This is a genomic window from Pseudomonas pergaminensis (assembly GCF_024112395.2).
Taxonomy (GTDB): domain Bacteria; phylum Pseudomonadota; class Gammaproteobacteria; order Pseudomonadales; family Pseudomonadaceae; genus Aquipseudomonas; species Aquipseudomonas pergaminensis.
The window spans coordinates 3,726,666-3,752,983 of record NZ_CP078013.2 but is presented as its reverse complement, the minus strand read 5'-3'; the positions used below and the strand labels follow the sequence as shown (position 1 = coordinate 3,752,983).

Annotated in this window: 16 protein-coding genes; 12 read left to right on the top strand and 4 right to left on the bottom strand. The window is 60.9% G+C overall.

The features are described 5' to 3' along the window. Positions 1-5 precede the first annotated feature (5 nt). A complete protein-coding gene (locus KUA23_RS16870; RefSeq protein WP_252992465.1) occupies positions 6-896 on the bottom strand; it encodes an SDR family NAD(P)-dependent oxidoreductase in 891 nt (296 codons plus the stop codon). After that, entirely contained in the window at positions 893-2,431 is a 1,539-nt protein-coding gene (locus tag KUA23_RS16865) for a flavin-containing monooxygenase (protein WP_252992464.1), read from the bottom strand. The genes KUA23_RS16870 and KUA23_RS16865 overlap by 4 nt, the downstream gene beginning before the upstream one ends. 266 nt (positions 2,432-2,697) lie before the next feature. On the opposite strand from KUA23_RS16865, the gene KUA23_RS16860 reads away from it, so the two are divergent. The 10 genes from KUA23_RS16860 to KUA23_RS16815 all read left to right on the top strand — a co-directional run bounded on the left by KUA23_RS16860 (position 2,698) and on the right by KUA23_RS16815 (position 16,323). Continuing rightward, positions 2,698-3,696, top strand: a complete 999-nt coding sequence (locus tag KUA23_RS16860) for an alpha/beta fold hydrolase (RefSeq protein WP_252992463.1) — start codon at positions 2,698-2,700, stop codon at positions 3,694-3,696. Positions 3,697-3,990: 294 nt separating this feature from the next. Beyond that, positions 3,991-5,271, top strand: a complete 1,281-nt coding sequence (locus tag KUA23_RS16855) for an alkane 1-monooxygenase (protein WP_099491620.1) — start codon at positions 3,991-3,993, stop codon at positions 5,269-5,271. A gap of 133 nt (positions 5,272-5,404) precedes the next feature. After that, positions 5,405-5,899 carry an alkane oxidation protein activator PraA gene (praA, locus tag KUA23_RS16850; protein ID WP_028616492.1) on the top strand — a complete coding sequence of 165 codons (495 nt, stop codon included), beginning with the start codon at positions 5,405-5,407 and terminating at the stop codon, positions 5,897-5,899. A gap of 132 nt (positions 5,900-6,031) precedes the next feature. Continuing rightward, positions 6,032-6,526, top strand: coding sequence for an alkane oxidation protein activator PraB (gene praB, locus KUA23_RS16845; RefSeq protein WP_078048771.1), 495 nt, complete (start codon positions 6,032-6,034; stop codon positions 6,524-6,526). 131 nt (positions 6,527-6,657) lie between these two features. Further along, positions 6,658-8,112, top strand: coding sequence for an outer membrane protein transport protein (locus KUA23_RS16840; RefSeq protein ID WP_078048770.1), 1,455 nt, complete (start codon positions 6,658-6,660; stop codon positions 8,110-8,112). Between the two features lie 267 nt (positions 8,113-8,379). Then, positions 8,380-10,905: an acyl-CoA dehydrogenase gene (locus KUA23_RS16835; RefSeq protein ID WP_252992462.1), complete on the top strand. Its 2,526-nt coding sequence runs from the start codon at positions 8,380-8,382 to the stop codon at positions 10,903-10,905. Between the two features lie 149 nt (positions 10,906-11,054). Further along, positions 11,055-12,398 carry a 3-oxoacyl-ACP reductase gene (locus KUA23_RS16830; protein WP_252992461.1) on the top strand — a complete coding sequence of 448 codons (1,344 nt, stop codon included), beginning with the start codon at positions 11,055-11,057 and terminating at the stop codon, positions 12,396-12,398. Positions 12,399-12,402: 4 nt separating this feature from the next. Next, complete coding sequence (locus KUA23_RS16825; protein ID WP_078048767.1) at positions 12,403-13,293, top strand: MaoC/PaaZ C-terminal domain-containing protein; 891 nt, start codon at positions 12,403-12,405, stop codon at positions 13,291-13,293. Further along, complete coding sequence (locus KUA23_RS16820; RefSeq protein ID WP_252992460.1) at positions 13,290-14,588, top strand: acetyl-CoA C-acetyltransferase; 1,299 nt, start codon at positions 13,290-13,292, stop codon at positions 14,586-14,588. The genes KUA23_RS16825 and KUA23_RS16820 overlap by 4 nt, the downstream gene beginning before the upstream one ends. Positions 14,589-14,619: 31 nt before the next feature. Continuing rightward, a complete protein-coding gene (locus KUA23_RS16815) occupies positions 14,620-16,323 on the top strand; it encodes an AMP-binding protein (protein ID WP_100490500.1) in 1,704 nt (567 codons plus the stop codon). A gap of 111 nt (positions 16,324-16,434) precedes the next feature. Here KUA23_RS16815 and KUA23_RS16810 read toward each other — a convergent pair whose 3' ends face one another. Further along, on the bottom strand, positions 16,435-17,550 hold the full coding sequence (locus tag KUA23_RS16810) for a Gfo/Idh/MocA family protein (RefSeq protein ID WP_252992459.1): 1,116 nt from the start codon (positions 17,548-17,550) through the stop codon (positions 16,435-16,437). A gap of 307 nt (positions 17,551-17,857) precedes the next feature. On the opposite strand from KUA23_RS16810, the gene KUA23_RS16805 reads away from it, so the two are divergent. Both KUA23_RS16805 and KUA23_RS16800 read left to right on the top strand, forming a co-directional pair. After that, positions 17,858-18,898, top strand: coding sequence for a WD40/YVTN/BNR-like repeat-containing protein (locus tag KUA23_RS16805; RefSeq protein ID WP_100490502.1), 1,041 nt, complete (start codon positions 17,858-17,860; stop codon positions 18,896-18,898). Between the two features lie 16 nt (positions 18,899-18,914). Next, a complete protein-coding gene (locus tag KUA23_RS16800) occupies positions 18,915-21,290 on the top strand; it encodes an efflux RND transporter permease subunit (protein WP_099491601.1) in 2,376 nt (791 codons plus the stop codon). Between the two features lie 57 nt (positions 21,291-21,347). Here the strand turns inward: KUA23_RS16800 and KUA23_RS16795 are convergent, their stop codons facing one another. After that, positions 21,348-26,258, bottom strand: a complete 4,911-nt coding sequence (locus KUA23_RS16795; protein ID WP_252992458.1) for a dermonecrotic toxin domain-containing protein — start codon at positions 26,256-26,258, stop codon at positions 21,348-21,350. Between the last annotated feature and the right edge of the window lie 60 nt (positions 26,259-26,318).

The window sequence follows — 26,318 nt, the reverse complement described above, 5'->3', positions numbered from 1 at the left end:
CCTGTTCAGAGGCGAGGCTCGTCGTTGGTTTCAAACACCGGCGTGCGCGGCTTGGGGGCCATGCGCTTGCTGGCGAACACCACCAGCGCTTGATAGGCCGCCGGCAGGCAACGGGCGAGCAGGTCGAGGAAATACGCGTCGCGGCCGATCAGCACGCGACGCTTGTTTTTGCGCACGCCGTGCAGGATCACCTTGGCGGCCTGGTCGGCGTCGGTAATAAACAGCTTTTCGAAATCGGCACGGGCCTGCTGTTCGCTGTGGATCAGGAAACCGGTCATGTTCGCGTCGATGCGGCTGCTGCGGCAGATATCGGTGCGAATGCCGCCGGGGTGCACGCAGGTGGCCGACACGCCGCAGCCCTGCATGTCCAGCTCCTGGCGCAGGGATTCGGTAAAGCCGCGCACCGCAAACTTGGTGGCGTTGTAGCCACTCATGCCTGGTTGAGCAAACAGGCCGAACACGCTGGAGGTGTTGATCACGTGGCCTTCGCCTGACGCTTTCAAGTACGGCAGGAACGCCTTGGTGCCGTGGACCACTCCCCAGAAGTTGATGCCGACGATCCATTCCAGGTCGGCATAGTCCACGCCCTCGACGGTGCTCGACAGGGCAACCCCGGCATTGTTGAACACCAGATTGACCCGGCCGTGTTCAGCCACGCAGCGCGCGGCCCAATCCTCCATGGCCTGGCGATCGGAAACATCCAGTATCTGGGTGGTGATCACCACGGGGGCCAGGGTCGAGGACTTGATCAGCGCCAGGGTCTGCTCCAGTCCCTGGCCGTTTTTATCCGCGAGCGCCAGGTGGCAACCTTCCCGCGCCAGGGCCACTGCCAGGGCGCGGCCCATGCCGGATGCCGCGCCGGTAATTGCCGCTACGCGGCCATTGAATGACTTCATGACAGGCTGCCTTCCGGGGTGGAGTGGGGGGCCGACACGGGCCGGCTGGGTGGATTGATCGGTAGCAGGTCGGCCACGTAATCCTTGAGCGCAAACTGGCGGGTCACCTGTTTGAAGCGCCAGGTCGAGCCGGGCCACAGGGTGGTGTTCTTGCCGGTGCGTGGGTCGAGGTACCAGCTCTGGCAACCGCCGGTGTTCCAGATGGTGCGCTTGAGCTTGGCTTGCAGTTGTTGGTTGTAGGTGCTCTCCACGGCGGCCTTGACGTCCACGGTGGCGATGCGATGCCGTTGCATTTGCTGGAGCGCGTCGAGGATGTAGGTCACCTGGGCTTCAATCATCAGGATCATCGAGTTGTGCCCCAGGCCCGTGTTGGGCCCGACGATCAGGAACAGGTTGGGATAGCCAGGCACCGTGGTGCCCTTGTACGCATGGGCGCCGTCTTGCCAGGTGTCCATCAGGTCCACGCCACCGCGCCCGATGATGCAGTCGCGGGGCAGGGGATCGGTGGCCTGGAAGCCGGTGCCGAAGATCAGGCAATCCGCCGGGTGCTTGATGCCGTCGCTGGTGAACACACCGTCCGCTTCGATGCGCAGCACGCGCTCGGTCACCACCTCGACATTGCTGCGCGACAAGGCGGGGTAGTAGTCATTGGAGATCAGCACCCGCTTGCAGCCGATGGTGTAGTCCGGGGTCAGGGTCTTGCGCAGGGACGGACGCGCCACTTGCTTGTGCAGGTGGCGCAGGGCGATTTTCTGTACCATCTTCATCAGCCGCGGGTTCAGGGCAAAGCCGACCACGCGGCCTTCCAGCGCCCAGTAGAACGCGCTGCGCACCAGGCGCTGGGTGAAGGGCAGGTGCTTGAACAGCCAGCGCTCGACGGGAGAAATCGGTCGGTCGGGCTTGGGCATGATCCACGGTGGGGTGCGCTGGAACAGGTCCAGATGAGCCACCTGCGGTGCAATCTGCGGCACAAACTGAATGGCACTGGCGCCGGTGCCGATCACCGCCACGCGTTTACCCTTCAGGGAGTAGCTGTGGTCCCACTGTTGGGAGTGAAAGCGCTTGCCCTTGAAACTGTCCAGGCCCGGAATATCCGGCAGAGCCGGGCGCGACAGGCCGCCCATGCCCGACACCAGCACCCGCGCACTGACCTGGCGGCCATCGCTGAAGCTCAACTGCCAGCGTTGCTGCTGCTCATCGAACACGGCACGTGTAAGCCCCATACCGAAACGCAAGTAGGGCGCCAGGCCAAAACGCGTGGCGCATTGCTCCAGGTACGCACGGATTTCCGCTTGCGGCGCGAACTGCCGCGTCCAGTCCGGGTTGGGCGCAAAGGAAAACGAATACACATGGGACTGCACATCGCAGGCGCAGCCGGGGTAGTGGTTGTCCCGCCAGGTACCGCCGAGGGTGTCGGCCTGCTCGGCGATGAAGAAGTCGGTAAACCCGGCTTCCTTGAGCTTGATCGCCATGCACAGTCCGGCAAAGCCGGAGCCGATGATGGCGATGTCGATTGAGTCACGCTGGGCAGTCATAAGTAGTCCCTCGTCGGCATCGGGTGTGCGCCTTTTCTTGTTGTGTCTTTTAGATAGAACACCATTGCAAAGAAAAATTGAATTACTTATTTTAAAAAAGATTTTAAATAATCTACCTGAAAATATCGCCTACGCTAGTCCCAGGTTCCTCATGTGCGCGCTGTCCGACGGGCAGGCACGAAGTTCAGGTCCAGGGTGTGGACGATGGCTGAGGCCCGATCAATACCGGTCGGGTCGCCAGCTGCAGGGATGCAGAGGACCGAGCTATGGCTGTTGAATGGGTTATCGCTGCGGCTGTATTTATAGGCGCGAGCGCCGTTTTGTGGGGCTTCAGCACATGGATGACGCGGCGTATCGAGGCCGCTGTTCCGATCAATGGGCGCTTCGTGGAGGTCGAGGGCGAGCGCTTTCATTATTACGAAGAAGGCAAAGGCCCGCCGCTGGTGATGATTCACGGGCTGATGGGCAGCAGTCGCAACTTGACCTACGCCTTGTCCGGACAACTGCGTGAGCAGTTTCGCGTCATCACCCTCGACCGTCCGGGGTCGGGCTATTCCACGCGCCATAAAGGCACCGCCGCCGACCTGCCTGCCCAGGCACGGCAAGTGGCGGCCTTTATCCATACGCTGGGCCTGGATAAGCCCTTGGTGCTGGGGCATTCCCTCGGCGGCGCCATTTCCCTGGCGCTGGCGCTTGACCATCCTCACGCGGTATCGGGGCTGGTGCTGGTGGCGCCACTGACCCATCCACAACCGAGGTTGCCCCTGGTGTTCTGGTCACTGGCGGTGCGACCGTCCTGGCTGCGGCGATGGGTGTCCTACACGCTGACCGTGCCCATGGGCCTGCTGACGCGCCGCTCAGTGGTCAAGGGCGTGTTCGCCCCCGACAGTGCCCCCGAGGATTTCGCCACCCGCGGCGGCGGGCTGCTGGGCATGCGGCCCGACAACTTTTACGCCGCGTCCAGCGAGATCGCTCGGGTCAATGACGACCTGCCGGACATGGTCAAGCGCTACCCGCAACTGACGCTGCCCATCAGCTTGATCTATGGCGCGCGGGACAAGGTCCTGGATTTTCGCAAACACGGCCAGGCCCTGGCCGACAAGGTCCCGGGCCTGAAGCTGCAGGTGGTGGAAGGGCGCGGGCATATGTTGCCGATCACCGCCACCGCAAGAGTCGTAGAGGCGGTGCAGCAGTTGGCCAAGCGTGTGCGACCTCCGGAAAGCGCCGCGATTCTGCATCCACCGTTCGCCTTGGCGAACAAATAATCGTGGCCCTTACTGCGCAGCGGTTCGTCGCAAATGCTTGCCCTAGAGACCTGACCAAACGGCTGAAAAAGAGACTGCCGAGTCACGTTCAACAGGGTTCGAAAAAGTAGTTGACGACCTATCGATTCCGCGCTATTTCTTTAAAAAAATATTTCAATGTTTATTTTGAAATGATTTTTGAAATGCCTAAGAGCGAATAAAAATGAAAAAAACGTCTTTTATCGCATGGTTGAATTCCTGGAGCATTCAGCGCTCCCTGAACCTGTTTTCCACTGCCCTCCCACGGAGGTTGCCATGAATCAGACACTGGCAGCCCCAAGCGTATGGACCGACGGCAAGCGTCACCTGTGGTGGCTGGGCATCATGCCCCTGGCCACGCCTCTGCTCTCCGGTGCCCTGGCTATCACCACCGGTATCCAGCAACTCTGGTGGGTTGGTGTATTGGTGATCTTCGGCCTGATTCCGCTGATCGATGGCTTGCTCGGTGAAGACGTGAGCAACCCTCCTGAGTCCGCCGTCACCCACCTTGAGTCCCAGAGCTACTACCGCTGGATCGTGTACACCGGCGTAGTGTTCGTGATCTCGTCAGTGGTGATCACCGGCTGGCTCGCCGCTGGCGGTATCGACTGGATCATCCAGGGCGGCCTGTTGCAGGCTGCCGCGAACCTGGAACCGTCCAGTGGGTTGTCCCACGCCGCCAGTTACATCACCGCCCGCACCCAACTGCACGGCGAGCCGAGCTGGTTTACCTACTTGGGCATGGCCATGTCGACCGGCGCCGCCACCGGCATTGCGATCAACACGGCCCATGAGCTGGGGCACAAGCCCAACGCGCTGGAAGTATTCCTGGCCAAGGTCACCCTGGCACCGACTTTCTACGGGCACTTCTACACCGAACACAACCGTGGGCATCACGTGCGCGTCGCCACGCCGGAAGACCCGGCCAGCTCGCGCCTCGGGGAAAGCTTCTGGGCTTTCCTGCCACGCTCGGTCTGGTTCAGTGCCCGCTCGGCGTGGAACCTGGAACGTGAACGCCTGCGCAAGCTCGGCTTGCCGGCATGGCACTGGCAGAACGGCGTACTCAGCGCCTGGATGTACAGCGTGGTGTTGTGGGGCGCGATGATTTATTGGCTGGGGGCGGCGGTGATTCCGTTCCTGATCATCCAGGGCATCTACGGCTTCTCGCTGCTGGAAGTGGTCAACTACGTCGAGCACTACGGGCTTAAACGCCAGAAGTTGCCCAATGGTCGGTATGAGCGTTGCTCGCCACGGCATTCTTGGAACAGCAACCGTATTGTCACCAATATCTTCCTGTTCCAACTTCAACGGCACTCTGATCACCATGCCAACCCGACCCGTAGTTACCAGTCGTTGCGCCACTTTGATGAATCGCCGCAACTGCCCTATGGCTACGCGAGCATGATTGTCTGGGCATATGTGCCGTACTTGTGGCGCCGCCGCATGGACCATCGTGTACTGAATCATTACGCCGGGGATATCACTTTGACCAACCTTCAACCTTCACAACGGTTGAAGTACCTGGAGAAGTACAGCAACAGCGCCAAACCGTTTTAAGTTCATGTAACACATTGTTTGCGTACTCGGGGCCTGCGTGCCGCGCAGGCCTCTATCGCCCGGGATTTTCCAGATCGGTTGCCAGAAAATTGTTTGACCCGAACAAAAATAATTAAAGGGAAGGACGTACACCATGCAAGCACCTGCCAAGTTCACCACCCACATCGTATTGGCCGCGCTGGGCCTGATCGCCTATCACCAGGCCCAGGCCGCGCGTATCGAGCCGGCCGGTAGCGCCTTTACGGCCCAGGGTCCCATCAGTTTCTCCAAAGGTGCGCTGATCAGCGCCGATTGCACCATCAAGGTGGCCGGCAAGGTCGCAGCCGATGGTTCATCAGTGAACGTGGACAAAGTTGAATTCGACGGTGGCCTCAAGTGCAGCCGGGTCGAAGCCACCAACTTGCCATGGATCTTAGTGGCCAAAGACACCAAGAGCGGCTCCATGTCGAAGATCAGCGTCGATGTGCATGCATTCGGCCTCGGCGGCAAGTGCGGCCCCTCGACCGCCGACGGTACCTGGGATAACGCCACCGGCAAGTTGGAAGCCGCCAATGTCCCGATTGGCGAAGACTGCAAGATCAAGACGGTGTCGATCAAGATGCCGCCGAACTTCAAAGTTGTTGAATAAGCGTTAGATGTTGTTTCGGTAATTGAATTGAAATTTGGCTGGAAAGGGAAGTTCTGCAGTTTCACCGTGACCTCTCGTTCATGGCCATTACCCCTGGCGAAATGACTTCGCCATAACATGTGAGGAAAAACAATGAAAAGCTTGAAAACCCTCGTATCGTTGTCTGCTTTGGCTGTTTGCATGGGTGCTGCTTCGATGGCGAACGCCTACAGCATCAGTCCTGTAAGCACAAGCTTCACTGCGCCAGGCACCATCTCGGTGAAGTCGCCTTCGTCCTTCCAGGCCACCGTTAACTGTGGTGCCACGTTTACCGGGAATGTCGATGCGACAGGCGTTGCCAAGATCACCGGCGTCGCGGTCACCGGTGGCGGCCTTTGCGCGCTGCCCAAGATCACCGGTCTGCCTTGGACCCTGACTGCCACCGGCCCTGCCGCCGGTTCGGTGACAAACGTCGGCTATACCATCGCCAGCTCGATTCTGTACCCAGCCTCCAATTGCGGCCCTTCGACGATTACCGTGGGCTACAGCGGTGGTGTGCTGACCGCTGCCAACCAGACCCTGAGTGGCAGTTGCACCGTGGTGAGCCTGAGCGTCACCCCAAGCCCTGCGTTGACGATCGTGCCTTGAGGCGCGCGTAAGAACGAAGGGTTGATCACCCGTTGAAAACTGGCGCCTTGACTGGGCGCCAGTTCATGAATTGCAAGCCGAAAGACGAACCGGCAGGGCTGGCTCAGAGAGATAACAATAAGGAGTGCCGCATGAATAATAAGAAACAACATGTGCAGGTTTTGTTGGGGCTGGCGTTGATTGGCGGGGCAATGGCGACCGCCCCGGTGCAGGCCGGTGGTTTTTCGACACCGACCTACGGCGCGCCAGGTTGGGGGCGGGCATTTGGCGGTGGTTCGCTGTTCAAGAATGACCCCAGCTCGGCATACAACAACCCGGCGGCCATGGCGTTTGTGGAGCACAATGTTGCGCAATTTACCGTCGACTACGCGCGCATCAAGATCAAGTACAAGGGCGATGCCTCTGATTATGCGGGCAACCCCATTTCCAATACGCCATTGGATGCCAATGGTTTTCCCGATGTTGCGGCGACCACGGTCAATAACAACGATGGCGGCCAAGGCGGGTTTACTGCCTGGTTGCCGACCGGTTTCATGGTCATGCCCCTGGGGGATCGCTTCGCATTCGGCTTGAGCCAGGTGGTGCCCCAGGGTATGCGTTCCACTTGGGACCAGGACTCGAAACTGCGCGACTTTGCCGTGGATACCAAGATTGAAACCGTAGGTTTGACCGGGTCCCTGTCGTTCAAAGTGAATGATCAATTCTCCATCGGTGGTGGTGTGATCGTGCAGCACAGTAAGGGATTCGTCAGTCAGAACGTCGACTTGTTATCTGCCGCGGCAGTGTCCGATTCGGTGCTGGGAGGGATCAATTTCCCGTCGGATGTCGGCAGTGCGCTGATGCGTGTCAAAGTTGACAATATCTCGGCTGGCTGGTTTACCGGCGTCGTTTGGAAACCTACCGAGCGCGATACGCTTGGCTTGAATTACCACGCTAAGATCAAGAACAAGATGACCGGCAAATACAACATGTACGCCGATCAGTTTTCCTACAACCTGATGACACAGCCGAGCCCGTTTGGCGGCAGCGGTACATTGGTGAACACCGCTTATCCAGGGTTGGAGCTCATGCCGGACGGCGCGCACGCCAGTGTCCAACTGGATATTCCTGCCACAGCGGGTCTGGACTGGGTACACCAGTTCAACGATCGTTTCACCTTGGGAGCCAGCGTGACGTGGACGCAGTGGTCCTCATTCAAAGACCTGACGCTCAAGTCCGGTGGCAACACGATTGTGTCTATCCCGTATAACTATAAGGACACCTGGATGTACTCCCTCGGTGGTGACTATCGCTTGACCGACGAGCTGACCCTGCGAGCGGGTGTCGCGCTTGATCAGACGCCGACACGCAATTCGACCCGCGACCCGCGGATCCCGGATGGCGACCGTACATTCCTGTCGTTGGGGGCTGGCTATGACGTGAAAGCAATCAAGGGGCTGAGTGTCGACCTGGCCTATTCCCATCAGTTCGTGCAAGAGGTCAAGCTCAAGACTCAAAACGTTGATCGCCTGGGCGGTGCAAGCCTCGATGGCAAGGCGGAGTCGTCGGGTGATGTGGTCAGCGTATCGGCCACTTACGCGTTCTGATGCGTTGTGGAGAGTGATGGCAGGGAGGCATCAAGCGCATCTTGGTGCCTTCGTCCAGGCATTCATCCTCATTTCATGGGTAGTTTCCAGCGTAGTGACAGACCCGGCTGACGTGTTCAGCCACTCTTTTTTCGCCCAAGCATTAAATAAAAATTTCAAAACAAAATTTGAATTTAGCGTTCCGAGTTTGTAGTGTGGCTTTACGCCGCAGCTCACATCGAGCGGCCAGCGTAATGGTCGTGCCCTGAATCGAATTGAGGTATCCCCATGATTATCTGGTTATTGGTGGGTTTCGCAGCTGCGATTGCCCTGGCGTATCGACAAGCCGCTGCCATCCACTGGTTGGGGGCAGGCCTGATCTGGCTGGCGGCGGGTTACCTGTTCAACGTGGTGGCCGGTTTCGGCATGAGCGTTGCGGCGCTCCTGGTGGTGTTGCCCGCAGCGATGATGACGATCAAACCCCTGCGCCGCACCTTGCTCACCAGCAAGGCCCTGGGCCTGTTTCGTACAATCATGCCGGCTATGTCCGACACCGAACGAGCGGCCATCGAGTCCGGCACCGTGTGGTGGGACGCCGAGCTGTTCAGCGGCAAGCCCAACTGGCAGCGCCTGCTGCAAGCCGCACCGGCCAGCCTGAGCGCTGAAGAGCAAGCCTTCCTCGATAACGAAGTCGAAACCCTGTGCGATATCGCCAACGACTGGGAAACCACCCAGGTCTGGCAGGACATGTCGCCCGAAGGCTGGCAGTACACCAAGGATGCCGGGTTCCTCGGCATGATCATTCCCAAGCAGTACGGCGGCAAAGGCTTCTCCCACTACGCGCACTCGCAGGTGGTGATGAAGCTGTCGACGCGTTGCTCGGCGGCCGCCATTTCGGTGATGGTGCCCAACTCCCTCGGCCCGGCCGAGCTGCTGTTGCATTACGGCACCGATGCCCAGCGCAATTACTACCTGCCGCGCTTGGCGCGGGGTGAAGACATCCCGTGCTTTGCCCTGACCAGCCCGTATGCGGGGTCCGATGCCGGGGCGATTCCCGACTTGGGCATCGTCTGCAAAGGTACCCATGAAGGCGAGGAAGTCCTGGGCTTCCGCGTGACCTGGGACAAGCGCTACATCACCCTGGGCCCGATTGCCACGGTGCTCGGCCTGGCGTTTCGCGCCGAAGACCCGGATGGCTTGCTTGGCCAGCCCGGCTCGCTGGGGATCACCTGTGCGTTGATCCCGACGTCCCATCCGGGGGTAAACAGCGGTCGCCGCCATTGGCCACTCAATGCCGTGTTCCAGAATGGTCCTACCACCGGCAAGGATGTCTTCATCCCACTGGAATGGGTGATCGGTGGCCGCGAGCAAGTCGGTAACGGCTGGCGCATGTTGATGGAGTGCCTGGCAGCCGGCCGGGCGATTTCCCTGCCGTCGGCCAACGTCGGCCTGGGCAAAGTCGCGGTGCGCGGCACCACCGCCTACGCGGCGATGCGCAAGCAGTTTGGCCTGCCCATTGGCAAGTTCGAAGGCGTGCAAGCGCCGCTGGCACGCATGGCCGGGCACCTGTATGCCTGCGATGCGGTGCGCAAGGTCTCGGTGGCGTCCCTGGATGCGGGAGAGAAACCGTCGGTGATCTCGGCGATCGCCAAGTACCACGTCACCGAGCGTGCGCGGATCATCGTCAATGATGGTATGGACATCGTCGCCGGCAAGGGCATCTGCATGGGCCCGAACAACTTCCTGGCCCGTGCCTATCAGCAAAGCCCCATCGCGATTACGGTAGAAGGCGCGAACATCATGACGCGCTGCCTGATCATCTTTGGCCAGGGCCTGATCCGCTGCCATCCCTATGTGTTCCGTGAGATGGAAGCCGCGCGCAACCCGGACCGGCGCCAGGCGCTGGAAGCGTTTGACAGCGCGATGTTCGGCCACGTGAGTTTCGTGCTGGCCAATACCGTCCGCGCAGCGGTGCATGCCCTGACAGGCGGGCGGTTGATTTCTGCCCCGGCCAAGACCGACCCGGCACTGGCGTCCTACTACCGCCAGGCCAATCGCCTGTCGGTGGTGCTCGCGCTGACGTCGGACATCTCCATGGGCGTGCTGGGCGGTGCCCTCAAGCGCAAGGAAAGTATCACCGGGCGCCTGGGCGATATTCTGTCGCAGCTGTACATCCTGTCCTGCGTGCTCAAGCGCTTTGAGGATGACGGCCGGCCCCAGGCAGACCTGCCGCTGGTGCACTGGTCGGCCCAGGACGCGTTGTTGCGCGCCCATGAAGCGTTGGCCGAAGTGCTCGATAACTACCCGTCGAAAGTGGCCGCAAGCGTGCTGAAGGCGTTGACGTTCCCGTTTGGTATCCCGCTGCGCAAACCGTCGGACCGTCTGCTGGCCGAAGTTGCTGATGTGGTGCAGACACCGGGCGAGACCCGCGACCGACTATTGGCCAATTCCTACATACCCCGTCCGGAAATCGACAAGTTGGCCTACGGCGAACTGGGCTTCCGCCTGCTGCCGCAAGTCGAGTTGATCGAGGCCCGACTCAAACCGGCGGTCAAGCAGGGCCTGATCGCGCCGATGCCGATCTCGGCCACGGCCTTCACCGCCTGGCGTGTCAAGGCGCGCGCGCTGGACTTGATCAGCGATGACGAGGACACCTTGCTCGGCCGTTATGTGGAATACGCCGACCACGGCATCCAGGTGGACGACTTCCCCCAGGACTTCGGCTTGCTGGAAGCGTTGCAGCAGCGCAAGCAGGCGTTGGAACCGACGACGAAACGTCGCAACAACCAAAGCGAAAACGCCTCGGTCAATTAGGAAAATCACGGTCAAGGTGGGAGCTGGCTTGCCTGCGAAGGCATCACCTCGGTGCGACTGACACACCGAGTTGACTGTATCGCAGGCAAGCCAGCGCCCACAGGGGATCGGGTTTTCACGGTCAGAATGTGTTGTGAGTGAATGTCTCTATGAGTGACAGCTACCTTTCGTTCGTCAATTCCCCCTGGGGTCGGCGCCTGGCCCAGGCCGTCGGCTTGCCGCAGCCCTTGCCGCTGCAACGCCATCGCAGCGGCCAGCAAGGGCTGGTCAACCCGGTGATCGTCGCCGGGGCAGGGCGCCTGGCCGTCGAGGTGCAGCGGGTGTTCGCGGCCACCGACACCGTCATCGCCACGCCGGCCACGCTTAAGGCGCCGTCCACGGTCAAGGTGCAGGGCGCGGTGTTTGATGCGAGTGCCGTGACCGACCCGCACCAATTGGATGAGCTGTATGTGTTCTTCCACGCCAATGCCAAGCGCATTGGCCACCATGGCCGCGTGATGGTGCTCGGCACCGCGCCGGAACACTGCCAGGACTTGCCCCAGGCCATCGCCCAGCGCGCCCTTGAAGGCTTGGTGCGTTCGCTGGCCAAGGAGTTGCGGCGCGCGATCACCGTGCAGTTGGTCTACGTGGCCCCCGGCGCCGAAGCCGCGCTGGACAGCAGCCTGCAGTTCTTCCTGTCGCGCCGCTCGGCCTATGTCTCGGGGCAGGTGATCCGCCTGGAGGCACCGGTGGACGGCCAGGTCAGCGTCAATTGGGACAAACCCTTCGCCGGCCGTCGCGCGCTGGTCACCGGCGCTTCCCGTGGTATCGGCCTGGCGATTGCCCAGGTGTTGGCACGGGACGGCGCCCATGTGGTGTGCGTGGACGTGCCCCAGGCCCAGGCGTTGCTGCAACAGGCCGCGGAAAGTGTCGGCGGCTCGGCGCTGCCGCTGGACATCACCGCAACCGATGCAGCCTCGCTGTTGCAGGCCCACGTCAGCCAATACGGGGCCTTCGATGTGGTGGTGCATAACGCCGGCATCACCCGTGACAAGACCATCGCCAAGATGACCGAGGATGCCTGGCGCAGTGTGCTGGCCGTGAACTTAGAGGCGCCGTTGCAACTCAGCCATGCACTGCTGGACAGCCAGGGCCTGAACTCCGGCGGGCGCATCGTCTGCGTGTCGTCGATTTCCGGCATCGCCGGCAACCTTGGGCAGAGCAATTACGCCACCTCCAAGGCTGGCGTGATCGGCCTGGTGCAGGGCCTGGCACCGCGAGCGGCGGCGCAGCACGTCACGGTGAATGCAGTGGCACCCGGGTTTATCGAGACGCAGATGACCGCGAAAATCCCGCTGATGATCCGCGAAGCCGGGCGGCGCATGAACTCGATGTCCCAGGGCGGGCAACCTATCGATGTGGCCGAGACCATTGCCTGGCTGGCACACCCGGCGTCAGGCGGGGTCAACGGCCAGGTCATCCGTGTGTGCGGCCAAAGCCTGCTGGGAGCCTGAGTCCATGGACTACGTGACGCAGATCATTGACCCGCCGCCATCACGCACGCGCTTGCTGCTCGATGGCGTACGCGCCTTGCGCAAACCCAAGCTCGACGGTGCGCCCGTACTGCCCAAGGAACGCCTGGTGCGCTCGGCGGCGCAGTTGTCTGCCGCTGATATTGAAGCCTATGGCCGCGCCTGTGGTTTTCGCCGCGAGCAGGGCGTGCCGTTGTCCTACCCCCACGTGCTGGCGTTCCCATTGCACCTGATGCTGCTGACGCGGCCGAGCTTCCCGTATCCGGCCAGCGGCATGGTGCACCTGGCCAATCGCATTCGTCAGCACCAGCGCTTGCACCCAGGCCAGGCGTTGCGGCTGGAAGTGTATGGCGAGCGCTGGGTTGCCCATCCCAAGGGCCAGGCGCTGAGCATCGCCACCCGTGCGTACGGCGCCGACACACTGGTGTGGGAAAGCGACAGCCTGTACCTGCGCCGGGACGTCAAGGACCCGGTGGGTGAACCGTGGGACGACGTATTGCCGCTGCAGGAAGACGGTTTGCTGCGTACCCAGCGCTGGGTGTTGCCGGCTGACTTGGGCCGGCGCTTTGCCAAGGTGTCAGGGGATTTCAACCCGATTCACACCTCGGTGATTGGCGCCAAGCTCTTCGGTTTTCGCCGCGCCATAGCCCACGGCATGTGGACCCTGGGGCGCGCACTCGCCGCGCAGCAACCGCCCGGCGGGCTGGACCAGGCCGAGGCGCATTGTGACTTCAAGTTGCCGATCTTCCTGCCTGGCCAGGTTGCTCTTTGGAGTCACCCGGTGACCGGTCCGCGCCGCGAATTCGAAGTGCGCAATTTCGCCGGTGACAAACCCCACATGCGCGGACTATTCATCTGGAAAGAGAGCGTGGAATGAGTGACTACAGCTTCAACCCGGCCCCGGTTCGTCGCGTCGCGATTATCGGCGGCAACCGCATCCCGTTTGCTCGCTCCAACACGGTGTACGCCCACGACAGCAACCAGGACCTGCTGGTCGCCGCCCTGCAGGGCCTGGTCGACCGCTACAACCTGCACGGCCAACGCCTGGGCGAATTCGCCGCTGGGGCGGTGATCAAGCATTCGCGGGACTTCAACCTGGCGCGCGAGTCATTGCTGTCCACCACCTTGTCGCCGTACACGCCTGCCTACGATGTGCAGCAAGCCTGCGGCACCGGCCTGGAAGCGGCCTTGCTGGTAGCGAACAAGATTGCCCTGGGTCAGATCGACGTAGGCATCGCCGGCGGTTCCGACACCACCTCCGACGCACCGATCGGCATCAACGAATCCCTGCGCCACACGTTGCTCGCGGCCAACCGCGCCAAGGGCATGGGCGCAAAGTTGCAGGCGCTGTTCAAGGTGCGGCCATCGATGTTTTTCAAACCATTGCTGCCGCGCAATGGCGAGCCGCGCACCGGTTTATCCATGGGCGAACACTGCGAAGAAATGGCCAAGCGCTGGCAGATCAAGCGCCTGGCCCAGGATGAACTGACCCTCACCAGCCATCAACGCCTGGACGCGGCCTACAAGCGCGGTTTCTTCGATGACCTGATCAGCCCCCATCGCGGCCTGGCTCGGGACAATAACCTGCGCGCCGACGCGAGCCTGGAGAAACTCGCCGGCCTGTCCCCAGCCTACGACCGGCAAAACGGCACGCTCACTGCGGGCAATTCAACACCGCTGACCGATGGCGCCTCGGTGGTGCTGCTGGCCAGCGAGGAATGGGCGGCCGCGCACGGCTGGCCGGTGCTGGCCTATCTGCGTACCGGCGAAACGGCGGCGGTGAATTTCGTCGATGGCACCGAGGGCCTGCTGATGGCTCCGGCCTATGCGGTGCCGCGCATGCTCAAGCGCGAAGGGCTGAGCTTCGATGACTTCGATTTCTTCGAGATCCACGAAGCCTTCGCCGCCCAGGTGCTGTGCACGCTCAAGGCGTGGGAAGACGCCGATTATTGCCGCGAGCGCCTAGGCTTGGATGCACCGCTGGGCGCCATCGACCGCGCCAAGATGAACGTCAACGGTGGCTCACTCGGTTGCGGCCATCCCTTCGCCGCCACTGGTGGCCGGCAATTGGCGGCGTTGGCCAAGATCATCCATGAGAACGGCGGCGGGCGCGGCTTGATTTCCATCTGCGCGGCGGGCGGGCTGGGCATTACCGCTATCGTCGAAAAGTAGCTCTATCAAAAACAACAACAAGGAGACTGCCATGAACGCTGTAAGCCTGGAACATACCGAACGGATCTGGTTGAACGCTTACCTGCCTGGCGTCCCGGCGGATATCGAGGCCGGCATCGAGGACTACCCGTCGCTGCGCGAGGTGTTCCTGGAGCACCTGGAGAAGTTTCGCGAGCGGGTGGCCTACGTCAGCATCGGCACCGAAATGACCTACGCCGACTGGCAGGTGCAAGGCTATGCCTTCGCCGCCTGGCTGCAGGGGCAGGGCGTCAAGAAGGGCGATCGCGTGGCGCTGATGATGCCCAATTGCTTGCAGTACCCGATCTGCCTGCTGGGTACGATCCTGGCCGGCGCGGTGGTGGTCAACGTCAACCCGTTGTACACCTCCCATGAACTCAAGCATTTGCTCAAGGACAGCGGCGCAGAAACCGTGGTGATCTTCGAGAACTTCGCGCAGACCCTGGAGAAAGTCATCACTGGCAGCAGCGTCAAGCGCGTGGTGATCGCCGCCATCGGTGACCTGTTGGGTACCTTCAAGGGCGCGGCGATGAACTTTATCCTGCGTCGCGTGCAAAAACAGGTGCCCGCGTTCAATTTGCGCGGTTCGATACGCTTCAACCAGGCGTTGAAACAGGGCCGTGGGCTTAACCATTTCCCTGTGGAGATGCACCTCGACGACCTGGCTTTTTTGCAATACACCGGCGGTACCACCGGCGACGCCAAGGGTGTGATGCTCAGCCACCGCAATATCATCGCCAACCTGTTGCAAGCCAAGGCCTGGGTTGGCGACCAACTGGACCAGGACAAGCAGGAAACCAACGTCACCTTGCTGCCGCTGTATCACATCTTTTCGCTGACGGTGAATTGCCTGATGTTCATGTGCCTGGGCGGGCGCAACATCCTGATCGCCAACCCGCGGGACGTGAAGCGCGTGCAGATGATCCTGCGCAAGGAACGCTTCAATGGGATTGCCGGGGTCAACACCTTGTTCAACGGCCTGCTCGAGAACAAGGAGTTCTGCGCACGGGACTTTTCCGACCTGCGCATGGTGATCGCGGGCGGCATGGCCACGCACACGGCGGTAGCCAAGCGCTGGAAGGAAGTCACCGGGCTGCCGATCATAGAGGGCTACGGCCTGACCGAATGTTCACCGGTAGTGAGCATCAGCCCGATCAACATTGCGCGCATGCGCGAGATGGAATTCACCGGCAGCATCGGTGTGCCGTTGCCGTCGACCTGGGTACGTTTTGTGCGCGAAGACGGCGAGCTGGCCGACATTGGCGAGCAGGGCGAACTGCAGGTGCGTGGGCCGCAGGTGATGCAGGGCTACTGGAAGCGCCCGGAGGCCACCGCCGAAGTCCTGGATGCAGAAGGGTGGTTGTCGACCGGTGATATCGGCGTGATGGACGAGCGTGGTTACATTCGCCTGGTGGACCGCAAGAAGGACATGATCCTGGTCTCGGGTTTCAACGTGTACCCCAATGAAATCGAAGACGTGGTGGCGCTGCACCCTGGGGTAGGGGAAGTGGCGGCGATTGGGGTGGAAGATGGCGTGACCGGGGAGAAAGTGAAGATCATCGTGGTGCGCAAGGACCCGAACCTGACCCAGGAGCAGATCCTGGCGCATTGCCGCGAGTATCTGACAGGGTACAAGGTGCCCCGGTATGTGGAGTTCCGCACCACCGAGCTGCCCAAGACCACGGTCGGTAAAGTGCTGCGCAGGGCTTTGCGCTAGTTTGAACGTTTAGGTGAACCCACTGTGGGAGCTGGCTTGCCTGCGATAGCGGTGTATCAGTCGCACCGCCATCGCAGGCAAGCCAGCTCCCACAGGTTTCGGCGGTGTGGTTTAGAGAGCGTCTACGGTTACCCAGCGTTCTTCCCTGGCCGCCACGCGAATCGCCGTCGCCAGCCGCTCAACTTCCCACGCCGCTTCAAAATCAGTGCCATCCGCACCTTGACCCGCCACGGCCATGATCAACTCCTGCACCTCCAGCGTCTTCAGCTCGTTGTACCCCAATTGGTGCCCCGCCGCCGGGCTGAACGCTGCATAACCCGGCAGGGCCGGGCCTGCGAGTAAACGCTGGAACCCATCCTGGCCCGCGCGACACACCTGTAATTCATTCAAACGCTCCTGATCGAACGCCAAGGTGCCTTTCGTTCCGCTGATCTCGAAACTCAGGTGGTTTTTGTAACCGTGCTTGAGCCAGCTACTGCTTACCGTCCCGCGTGCGCCGTTGGCGAAACGCAGCAGGGCGTGCACCTGGTCATCCACGGCGATGGTTTTGCGCTCGGCGCTATCTTTGACGGCAGGGCGCTGGCCGTGGACGGTTTGGGTATCGGCGCACACGCTCTGCACATCACCGACCAGATAACGCGCCATCGACAATAAATGACTGCCCAGGTCCGCCAGGGCGCCGCCGGCATGTTCGACTTCGCAACGCCAGGACCATGGCGAGGTGGGGTCGGCCATGAAGTCTTCGCTGAATTCACCCTGGAAGCTGATGATTTCGCCGAGGTCACCGTTGGCGATCATCTGCCGCGCCAGCGTGATCATCGGGTTGTGCTGGTAGTTGTAGCCCACCCGCGTCACCACCCCGGCGGCACTGGCGGCGCGGCGCATGGCGTCGGCCTGTTCCAGGCTCACGGCAAGAGGTTTTTCGCAGTACACCGCCTTGCCAGCGGCAATGGCAGCCATCGCCATGGGGTAGTGCAGGTGATTGGGCGTGGTGATGGCCACGACGTCGACACTGGGGTCGTTGATCAGTGCTTGCCAGTCGCCATGGGCCTGGGCAAATCCCCAGGCTGTGGCGCAACGCTGGGCGCGTTCGGTGTCGGCATCTGCCAGGGCGGCCAACTGGAGGTGTACCGGCAGGTCGAACACCGCGCGAGCATTATTGAAAGCCAGGGCGTGGGCGCGGCCCATGAAGCCTGTGCCGATCAAGCCGATTCCGAGTGCACGCATCGTCGTGGTCCTTTGCATTATTATTTTCAGAAGGCCTATTAATGGAATATAAATTCTCTAATTTCAATAGATGGAATAAAAATTCATTAAGACGCTGACGATCAACCCCGCGAATGCAGCTATATTCAGGCGCTGACGAAAGGCCCTCAGTTAACAAAAGATAACGTAGCGCCGATTGTCAGACGATTCGAAAGCCCGATAGGATGGCCCCTGCTTCCTCCAGGCGCTCTAGATTGCAGGTTTCAAGGCCCCGGAAGGCAGGCGATAACAATAATAAATGGGAGAAAGGTCTATGAGTGAGCCTGTCATGGGTTGGGTTGTTTGCCGCCCACGCGCCGCACGCAGGGTTGCGATGCTGGCCGCAGCGCTCTCGCTGTTTGGACTGGGGGTAGCGTCAGCCGCGTTGTCCACCTCCGTCCAGGCCGCCAGCGATACCACTTTTGCGATTGAATCCCCCAAGGCCGCCAAAGGCCTGATGATCGACGTGGTCCACGCGGGCAAGCGCCTGGTGGCGGTCGGTGATCGCGGGCATATCCTCTATTCCGATGACCAGGGCAACACCTGGACCCAAGCCAAAGTCCCCACCCGGCAATTGCTCACGGCGGTGTTTTTCGTCGATGACAAGCAGGGCTGGGCGGTTGGCCATGATGCGCAAATCCTTGCCAGTTCCGATGGCGGTGCTACTTGGACCCAGCAATACCAGGACCTCAAGCGCGAAGCGCCTTTGTTGGATGTGTGGTTCAACGATGCCAGCCACGGCCTGGCCGTGGGCGCCTACGGTGCGCTGATCGAAACCACCGACGGCGGCAAGAGCTGGAATGACGTCAGCGACCGCCTCGACAACGAAGACCAGTACCACCTCAACGCCATCGCCCACATCAAGGACGCCGGCCTGTTTATCGTCGGCGAGCAGGGCAGCATGTTTCGTTCCAGCGACGACGGCCAGACCTGGGAAAAACTCGAAGGTCCCTATGAGGGCTCGCTGTTTGGCGTGATCAGCACAGCGCAACCGCAGACCCTGCTGGCTTATGGCTTGCGCGGCAACCTGTACCGTTCCACGGATTTCGGCAGCACCTGGGAACCCGTCGAATTGAACGCGGCGCGGGGAGCGCTGGAGTTCGGCCTGTCGGGCGCGACCTTGCTGGATGACGGTGCCATCGTTGTCGTGGGTAATGGCGGCAGCGTGGTGGTCAGCCATGATGATGGACTGACCTTCAGCGTGTTCAACCGTCCGGACCGTATTTCGCTGTCGTCCGTCACGGCGGCAGGCAACGGCAACTTGATTCTGGCGGGGCAGGGTGGCGTTCGCGTCGCCGCGCCCAACGGCGCCGAACTCGTAAAACAATAATAAGGGCGGGGAAAGAATGAGCAGTCATCACAACGATAAAGCGACCTTTCTTGAGCGCCTGATCTTCAACAATCGCCCGGCAGTGATCGTGATCTGCCTGCTGGTGAGCATCTTCCTGTTCTGGCAGGCGACCTTGATTCGCCCGTCCACCAGCTTCGAAAAGATGATCCCCCTCAAGCACCCCTTCATCGAGAAGATGATGGAGCATCGCAACGACCTGGCCAACCTGGGCAACACCGTGCGCATCTCGGTGGAGGCCAAGGACGGTGACATATTCACCCAGGAGTACATGGAGACCCTGCGTCAGATCAACGATGAGGTGTTCTACATCTCCGGCGTCGACCGCTCGGGCCTCAAGTCGCTGTGGAGCCCCAGCGTGCGCTGGACCGAAGTGACCGAAGAAGGCTTTGCCGGCGGTGAAGTGATCCCGCAGAGCTACAACGGCTCGCCGGCAAGCCTCGATCAACTGCGCAACAACGTGCTCAAGTCTGGCCAGGTCGGGCGCCTGGTGGCCAACGACTTCAAGTCGAGCATCGTCGATATTCCGCTGCTGGAGTCCTACCCGGACCCGCAGGATCAGGGCAAGTTACTGGCCCTGGACTACCGCAAGTTCTCCCACGAACTGGAAGACAAGATCCGCGACAAGTTCGAAGCCCAGAACCCCAACGTCAAGATCCACATCGTCGGCTTTGCCAAGAAGGTCGGTGACCTGATCGACGGCCTGGTGATGGTGGTGATGTTCTTCGGCGTTGCCTTCATCATCACCTTGATCCTGTTGCTGTGGTTCACCAACTGCCTGCGCAGCACCGTCGCGGTGTTGAGCACCACGCTGGTGGCGGTGATCTGGCAGCTTGGGCTGATGCACTTCTTCGGGTTCGGCCTCGATCCGTATTCGATGCTGGTGCCGTTCCTGATCTTCGCCATCGGTATCTCCCACGGCGTGCAGAAAATCAACGGTATCGCCCTGCAATCCAGCGAGGCGGACAATGCCCTGACCGCCGCGCGGCGCACCTTCCGGCAACTGTTCCTGCCGGGGATGATCGCGATCCTGGCCGACGCCGTGGGTTTCATCACCCTGCTGATCATCGACATCGGCGTGATCCGCGAACTGGCGATCGGCGCGTCCATTGGCGTGGCGGTGATCGTGTTCACCAACCTGATCCTGCTGCCCGTGGCGATTTCCTATGTGGGCATCAGCAAACGCGCCATCGCCAAGAGCAAGAAAGACGCGAACCGCGAACATTCGTTCTGGCGCCTGCTGTCGAACTTTGCCAACCCGAAAGTCGCACCGATCTCCATCGCCTTGGCGTTGGTCGCCTTTGGCGGCGGCCTTTGGTACAGCCAGAATCTCAAGATCGGCGACCTGGACCAGGGCGCGCCGGAACTGCGCCCCGACTCGCGCTACAACAAAGACAACAATTTCATCATCAGCAACTACTCCACCAGTTCCGACGTGTTGGTGGTGATGGTCAAGACCAAGGCCGAAGGCTGCTCGCGCTACGAAGCGATGGCGCCGATCGACCAGTTGATGTGGAAGATGCAGAACACCGAGGGCGTGCAGTCGGCGATCTCGCTGGTGACCGTGTCCAAGCAGATGATCAAGGGCATGAACGAGGGCAACCTGAAATGGGAAACCCTGTCGCGCAACCCGGATGTACTGAACAACTCCATCGCCCGCGCCGATGGCCTGTACAACAACAATTGCTCGCTGGCGCCGGTGCTGGTGTTCCTCAACGACCACAAGGCGGAAACCCTCGACCGCGCCGTGCATGCGGTGCAGGACTTCGCCAAGGAAAACAACCAGGACGGCCTGGAATTCATCCTCGCCGCCGGCAACGCCGGGATCGAGGCGGCCACCAACGAGGTGATCAAGGAGTCGGAGCTGACCATCCTGATTTTGGTGTACCTGTGCGTGGCGACCATGTGCATGATCACCTTCCGCTCCTGGGCGGCGACCCTGTGCATCGTGTTGCCGCTGGTGCTGACCTCGGTGTTGGGCAACGCGCTGATGGCGTTCATGGGCATCGGTGTCAAGGTCGCGACCCTGCCGGTGGTGGCCCTGGGCGTGGGGATTGGCGTGGACTACGGCATCTACATCTACAGCCGCCTGGAAAGCTTCCTGCGTGCCGGTCTGCCGCTGCAAGAGGCGTACTACCAGACGCTCAAGTCCACCGGCAAAGCCGTGCTGTTCACCGGCCTGTGCCTGGCGATCGGCGTGTGCACCTGGATCTTCTCGGCGATCAAGTTCCAGGCCGACATGGGCCTGATGCTGACCTTCATGCTGCTGTGGAACATGTTCGGTGCCCTGTGGCTGTTGCCGGCACTGGCGCGCTTCCTGATCAAGCCCGAGAAGCTCGCGGGGCAGAAGGGCAACTCGTTGTTCGCCCATTGAGTCGGCAATCACCCTGTGGGATTCACTCACTCCCACAGGGCGTGCTTTACGCTGATGTCATTGAGTCGCCGAGGGCAGCGGGGCGATTTTCAGGAACAGGTTGTCCAGCGGTGGCGTGATCAGCACATAAACGATCTTCCTGACCGGCGCACTGCCGGGGGTCTTCTGGTTGGCCAGATAGGCTTGTACGTGCGCCTTGAGCAAATCCTTCTGGGTAAACTTGCGTTGCTCCGGCAGCTTTAAATGCGCACGGGTGTAGCTGGCCGGCGGAGCGTCGGCGGTGCGGTAGTGGAAGTGGGCGTACCACAGCACCACGGGCGGCTTGGCGGTTTTGTCATACACCGCATATTCGGTGAAAAAATCACCGCTGAGTGTCGGTCGGTCGGGGTCGGACGGGCTGGTGAGGTTGATGTCGATCTCACCATGTTCCCATAGGTAAGTGACGCTGTCGGCGGTGGGTAGTTGCTTTTTGTAGGCGCGACTGCATGCTCGCTGCGCGATGCGCGTCAGGTCTCTGGCGTGTGCACGGTACTCATCCACCAGGTCTTGCGTGGCGGGTTTGTCTTTGTGATCTCGGACCAGTTCATCGGCCAAGGCGGTCAGTTTCCGGGCGTGGGTCGTGAGCAATGTGTCCCAGGTATCCGGGTCGACTTCTTCCCGGGTGGCTTCTTCATCCACCAACAGTTGCTCGGCTGCCACTTGTTGCTCGATACCCTTGCGTTGACTGATCAGTTCCCGGCCTGACTCCCTCACCTGCGCCAGCGTGCGCACCGTCACGTCCGGCTCGGGTTCTACACGTACGCTGCGTGTCGTCTCTACCCATTCATTGTCTTGCCGGTCATAGGTGGCGAGGGTGTGGCCTGTTATCGGCTCGCTGATGGTCAAGTGTTCGTGGGCAATGTGCTCGTTGGCCGGCTGTAGGTCGCCGATCAGATAAGCTTTACGGCGAGTCTTGAACACGCGTTTGGTGGGGGCCTTGGGGCGCAGGGTTTTCGACAGCGGCAGTTCAACCTCCAGTTTTTCTTGTAAGCGCACCACCGTCTCCAATTCACCCTCGGCTAGGGCGCAGGCGTATTGCAGTCCCTTCAGAAGCCGTGCCGATGAGCCAAGTAGACGCTTGGATCTGAGCACATTGAGTGCCCGCAGGGCATTTTCATAGCGCCGGTATGTCTCGATGAGCGTTTCGTAAACACTGCGCTGGTCGCTCAGTGAGTAGTCGTTGCTGCTGCGTACGTCGATATGGGAAAGCAGGGTTTGATTGAGGTCACGCTCTGTCAGGAGTTCGTAGTAGAGTGCCTCCTGTGGCCGCATCGGCTCAATCGATAAGTCGAAACTTGCCCATGCCAGCGGGCGCAATGCATTAAGTTTCAGGTTCGCCACGAAATAATATTGTGGGGTAATGATCGCGTTCATCAGGCGGTTGCGTATCGCACGTCCCCCGGTAGAAAGCCGCTCCAACTGTTCAGACAGGGTTTCCAGTGTAGAGGTGGCATTTGCCATTCGCTGCCAGGTGTCGGCGGCCTCGATAGAATTGGCGACATGTTCGTCAAATGCGGTACGGTCACCCCAAAGTGTATTCAGGTGCGTGCGCTTCAACAGATCGTACAGCGGTTCGCCGCTCTTGGAAGTGAACAGGTCGTTCAACCACCCGCGCTCATATTCGTAGAGCGCAAATGTGCCCTCCCAGGTGTTCTCGAGCATTTTTTCCAGATCCTGGACGTGAGCGCCGGCCCCTGCAACGTCTTTGAGTTCCTGGCCTAGGCTGAACGCTTTTTGCCGTGCCGCCAATAGGTGTGCGGACTGTTCTGTGAAGGTGTCCAGCAATGTCCGGTAGTAGCCCCGCACCCTTGCGTAGTCGCGCATCTCCATTTGGTGCCGCGCCTCCAGAGCGGGAAGCCGGTCGGCGGTAGCACTTTGCAGGAGCCTCCACACCGATCTCAGTTTGCGTCTTTGTTCTGTCAGAGTCTTGTACGAGGTGTTCAACTGCGCAGCCGATTGCTTGCAAGGCGGTTCCAACTGCTCCCGGACCTCCACCGCAAGCGAGTCGATGGCGGCAAGCAGCTCACGTTTTCGTTCCAGGTTTTTCGCGCGCAACGCGGCCAGCCGCTTCGGGCCGCCGCCTGCCAGCTTGAGCCCGCGATCCAGGGTCCAACCGCCTTTGCCGTCGGTTTTGAGCAGAATGCCCGGACGCGCAGGTTTCTCGGGGTGAAGGATGTACACCTCGCCAACGCCTGGGACGATTGTCACCCTGAACAGCAAGCCGCCCACTGAGGCATGCCATTGTCCGTTGATCAAGTACAGGCCCTTGTAGACGCCGGCTTGGGTCGGAACGGGGGCGGGGTCGGGCCAGCGCACGGTGTAGGCCAAGAGTTTTTCCAGCAGGGCTGCGCACGCGGTGTCACTGGCCAGTGAGCGATCGAAGTCAAGCACGGTGCGACCGTCACCCGGCGGCTCGGCGGGCAGGCCGATCGCCCCGCGCTGGATCACGGCTTTGGAGGGTAGCTCCAGGGTGGACTGTGGGCGTTCCAGCCCCCTGCGAGCAGGTGCTGGTTCGATGCGTGTTTCGTCCGGCCGTGGATGTACAGGCTCGTCGCCGGGCACTCGCTGGTGAAGCAGTAGCATGCTGATGTTCATCAGCAGGTCGACCCAGGCCAGCTCCCGGGCAGTAGGGTCTCTACTTTCCAGCGCTGGTAAATCGTGCTTGAGTCCGACCAGCAGTTGCAGCAGCCAACCTACAGCGGCCATTGGCCCGCGCACAGCCATCAGCAACGTATTGAGGCCCAATTGCAGGCCTTCCACGATCAGCGCCCATCGGCTCTCGGAATTGGAAGTCGACTCGCGTTCAGCCTGGTTGAGCAGTTGGTGGGCCTGGCAATTGAACAGGTACTCCATCAACGTTCCGGCATCCTGTGCATGGTGGATTTCATTTGCGCTCTCATCATTCCCGCTCGCCAGCGTTGCGGGGTCAGGTTTGCGCGGCAGATCAAACTCAGATCCCAGGCCGATGCGCACATAGTGCGGCTCGGTGAAGCCACCGTTGCTGTAAATGGGCCTGGCGCTGTCTGACAGCCAGGTCAATACGCTGTCTTGCAGTTCACCCGGTTGGACGATGGCTGCCAGCAGGGCGTCGCGGTCGGGGAATTCCTGTAGCGATTGTGAGTAGGCAGGCCGGTAGAGCAGGTGCGGGCCTGTGCCGGTGTGTTTGGGCTCGATGATGAACATGTTGTCTACCACATCCGCCGTTGCACCAGGCTTGCGCACAAATGCGAGCGGGCGCAGGACGATCTCATCATTGTCGACCCAGCGCTGCGAACGACTGGGTTTGAAGGCTGCCCTCACACATCGAAACCCTCGTTGCGTCAACCCGGCTTCGCCGCGAATTTTATGTTCAAGTGCCTGAATGCTCAGTTGCACCGGCCGTTGGCGGCAGAACAGGCGCTGGCGCTTTTTCGCTGCGATGGTGTCGCTCAGCAGGTGTTCACGCAGGTAGTTGGGATAATTGCGCCCAATATCGACGCGCTGGACCAGCTGCAGAATAGCGTCGGGCGTCAGCCACGCTTCTATCTCACGGCCGCCGGTATGGCGCACCGTCATGCGTCCTTTGGGGCGGCCGGCGAGATTTTTCAGCGCCAAGTCAAGCAGGCTCATGGTTACCCTCTCGATGTAGCCGCCCTCCAGGTTGCCAACCGGCACGTGGAAGGTCAGTTCCAACTCGCGGGCGTTGTACCCTGCAGCCAACGCCTCTTCGCTGCAGGTGCGTTCGCCGTGCAGGTGCGTGTTGCGCTCCAGGCACAGCTGATGGTTGAGGTGAGGGGCCGCATAAGTGTCGATGGCGTCCAGCTCATTCAGGTTCGGATCACCAAGCGCCTCGTGTTTCAGGGCCGTTTGCTCGAGCAGGCATTGGTGATAAGCGAATCGATCCTGCGGGGTTGCGTCGCGCAGCCAGGTCGGCAGTGCGGCATCTAGACGGGCTTGGGGCGCGAATGTCTCGGCGCTCAGTAAGTGTGAGGGGTCGGTAATTGAGGCAAATTGCGCTTGCAGGTGCTCTACGTTGGTCATACCGGGGAGCTTGACTGCGGCGAGATCGTCCAACTGTTGGTTGAGTAGCAGTGCCGCCTGGATTTCGAAAATATCGCCGTCGGGTTCATACAGTTGCCAGGTGACGCGGTCGGCGCCAAAACGCGCTTCCATGCGTTCAGCCCAGGCACGTCCGAAGGCATCCACGTTGGCAAACGGCAAGACCTCGCCCGAAACAGTACAGAGCAGGGTACCCGTGTTGCTCACAACCAACAGGTCTGCGGCCTGCAAGGTCAGGGTAGTCTGGCCCTGTTGAAGGCAAGCAGCGGGGGTGTACGCATAGACGAATGTGCCAGGCTCTGACTGGCTTGCACGGGTTTGCCGGTCGGGATAGCGAGTCAGCAGGCTGAGCGCCGACAATTGCTGGGAAGTGGCGTCGACGTTGCGCAGTGTCGACAGGCGCAGTTGGCTTTGCAGTACTGTCGCCAACCACTTCCAGCGGCTGCCACCGGCATCGCTGTCTTGGCCCCAGTACGCGGCCAGCGCGTCCTGAAAATCAATAAACAGGATCAGCGGCAGCTCATGAATAACCGCCTCAATCACTTGAAGGTCATAGTCGTGTGGGCTTTCAGCTTGATAACGCAGGCGAGTTCCGGTGGCGTCGCTCAGGTAGCAATCCATGCCGTGCCGGTTTGACACGTCTGGATAGCGGCCATCGGCAAGATGTTCCAATGCTATGTCCAATAGCGGCAGCAGGGCACGGCCGCCACCGTCTCGGGGCTGCGCCAAGCGCAGGTCCGAGATGGGGTGCGTCAATAGCGGGTACTTTTCCTTCAGGTTGTCCGACAGCATCTGCGCTGTAACCGAGCGCAAGGTGGGGCGCGTTCGAAACTGCTCGGCGACAGTTTGCTGGATCAGGTTGGTTGCACGGGCATGGCTTGGAGTAGGCATGGGTCGTTCCTTAACGCTGGCCTTGTAAGTAGCCACGCAAGGTAGTGCTCAATGGCGCAC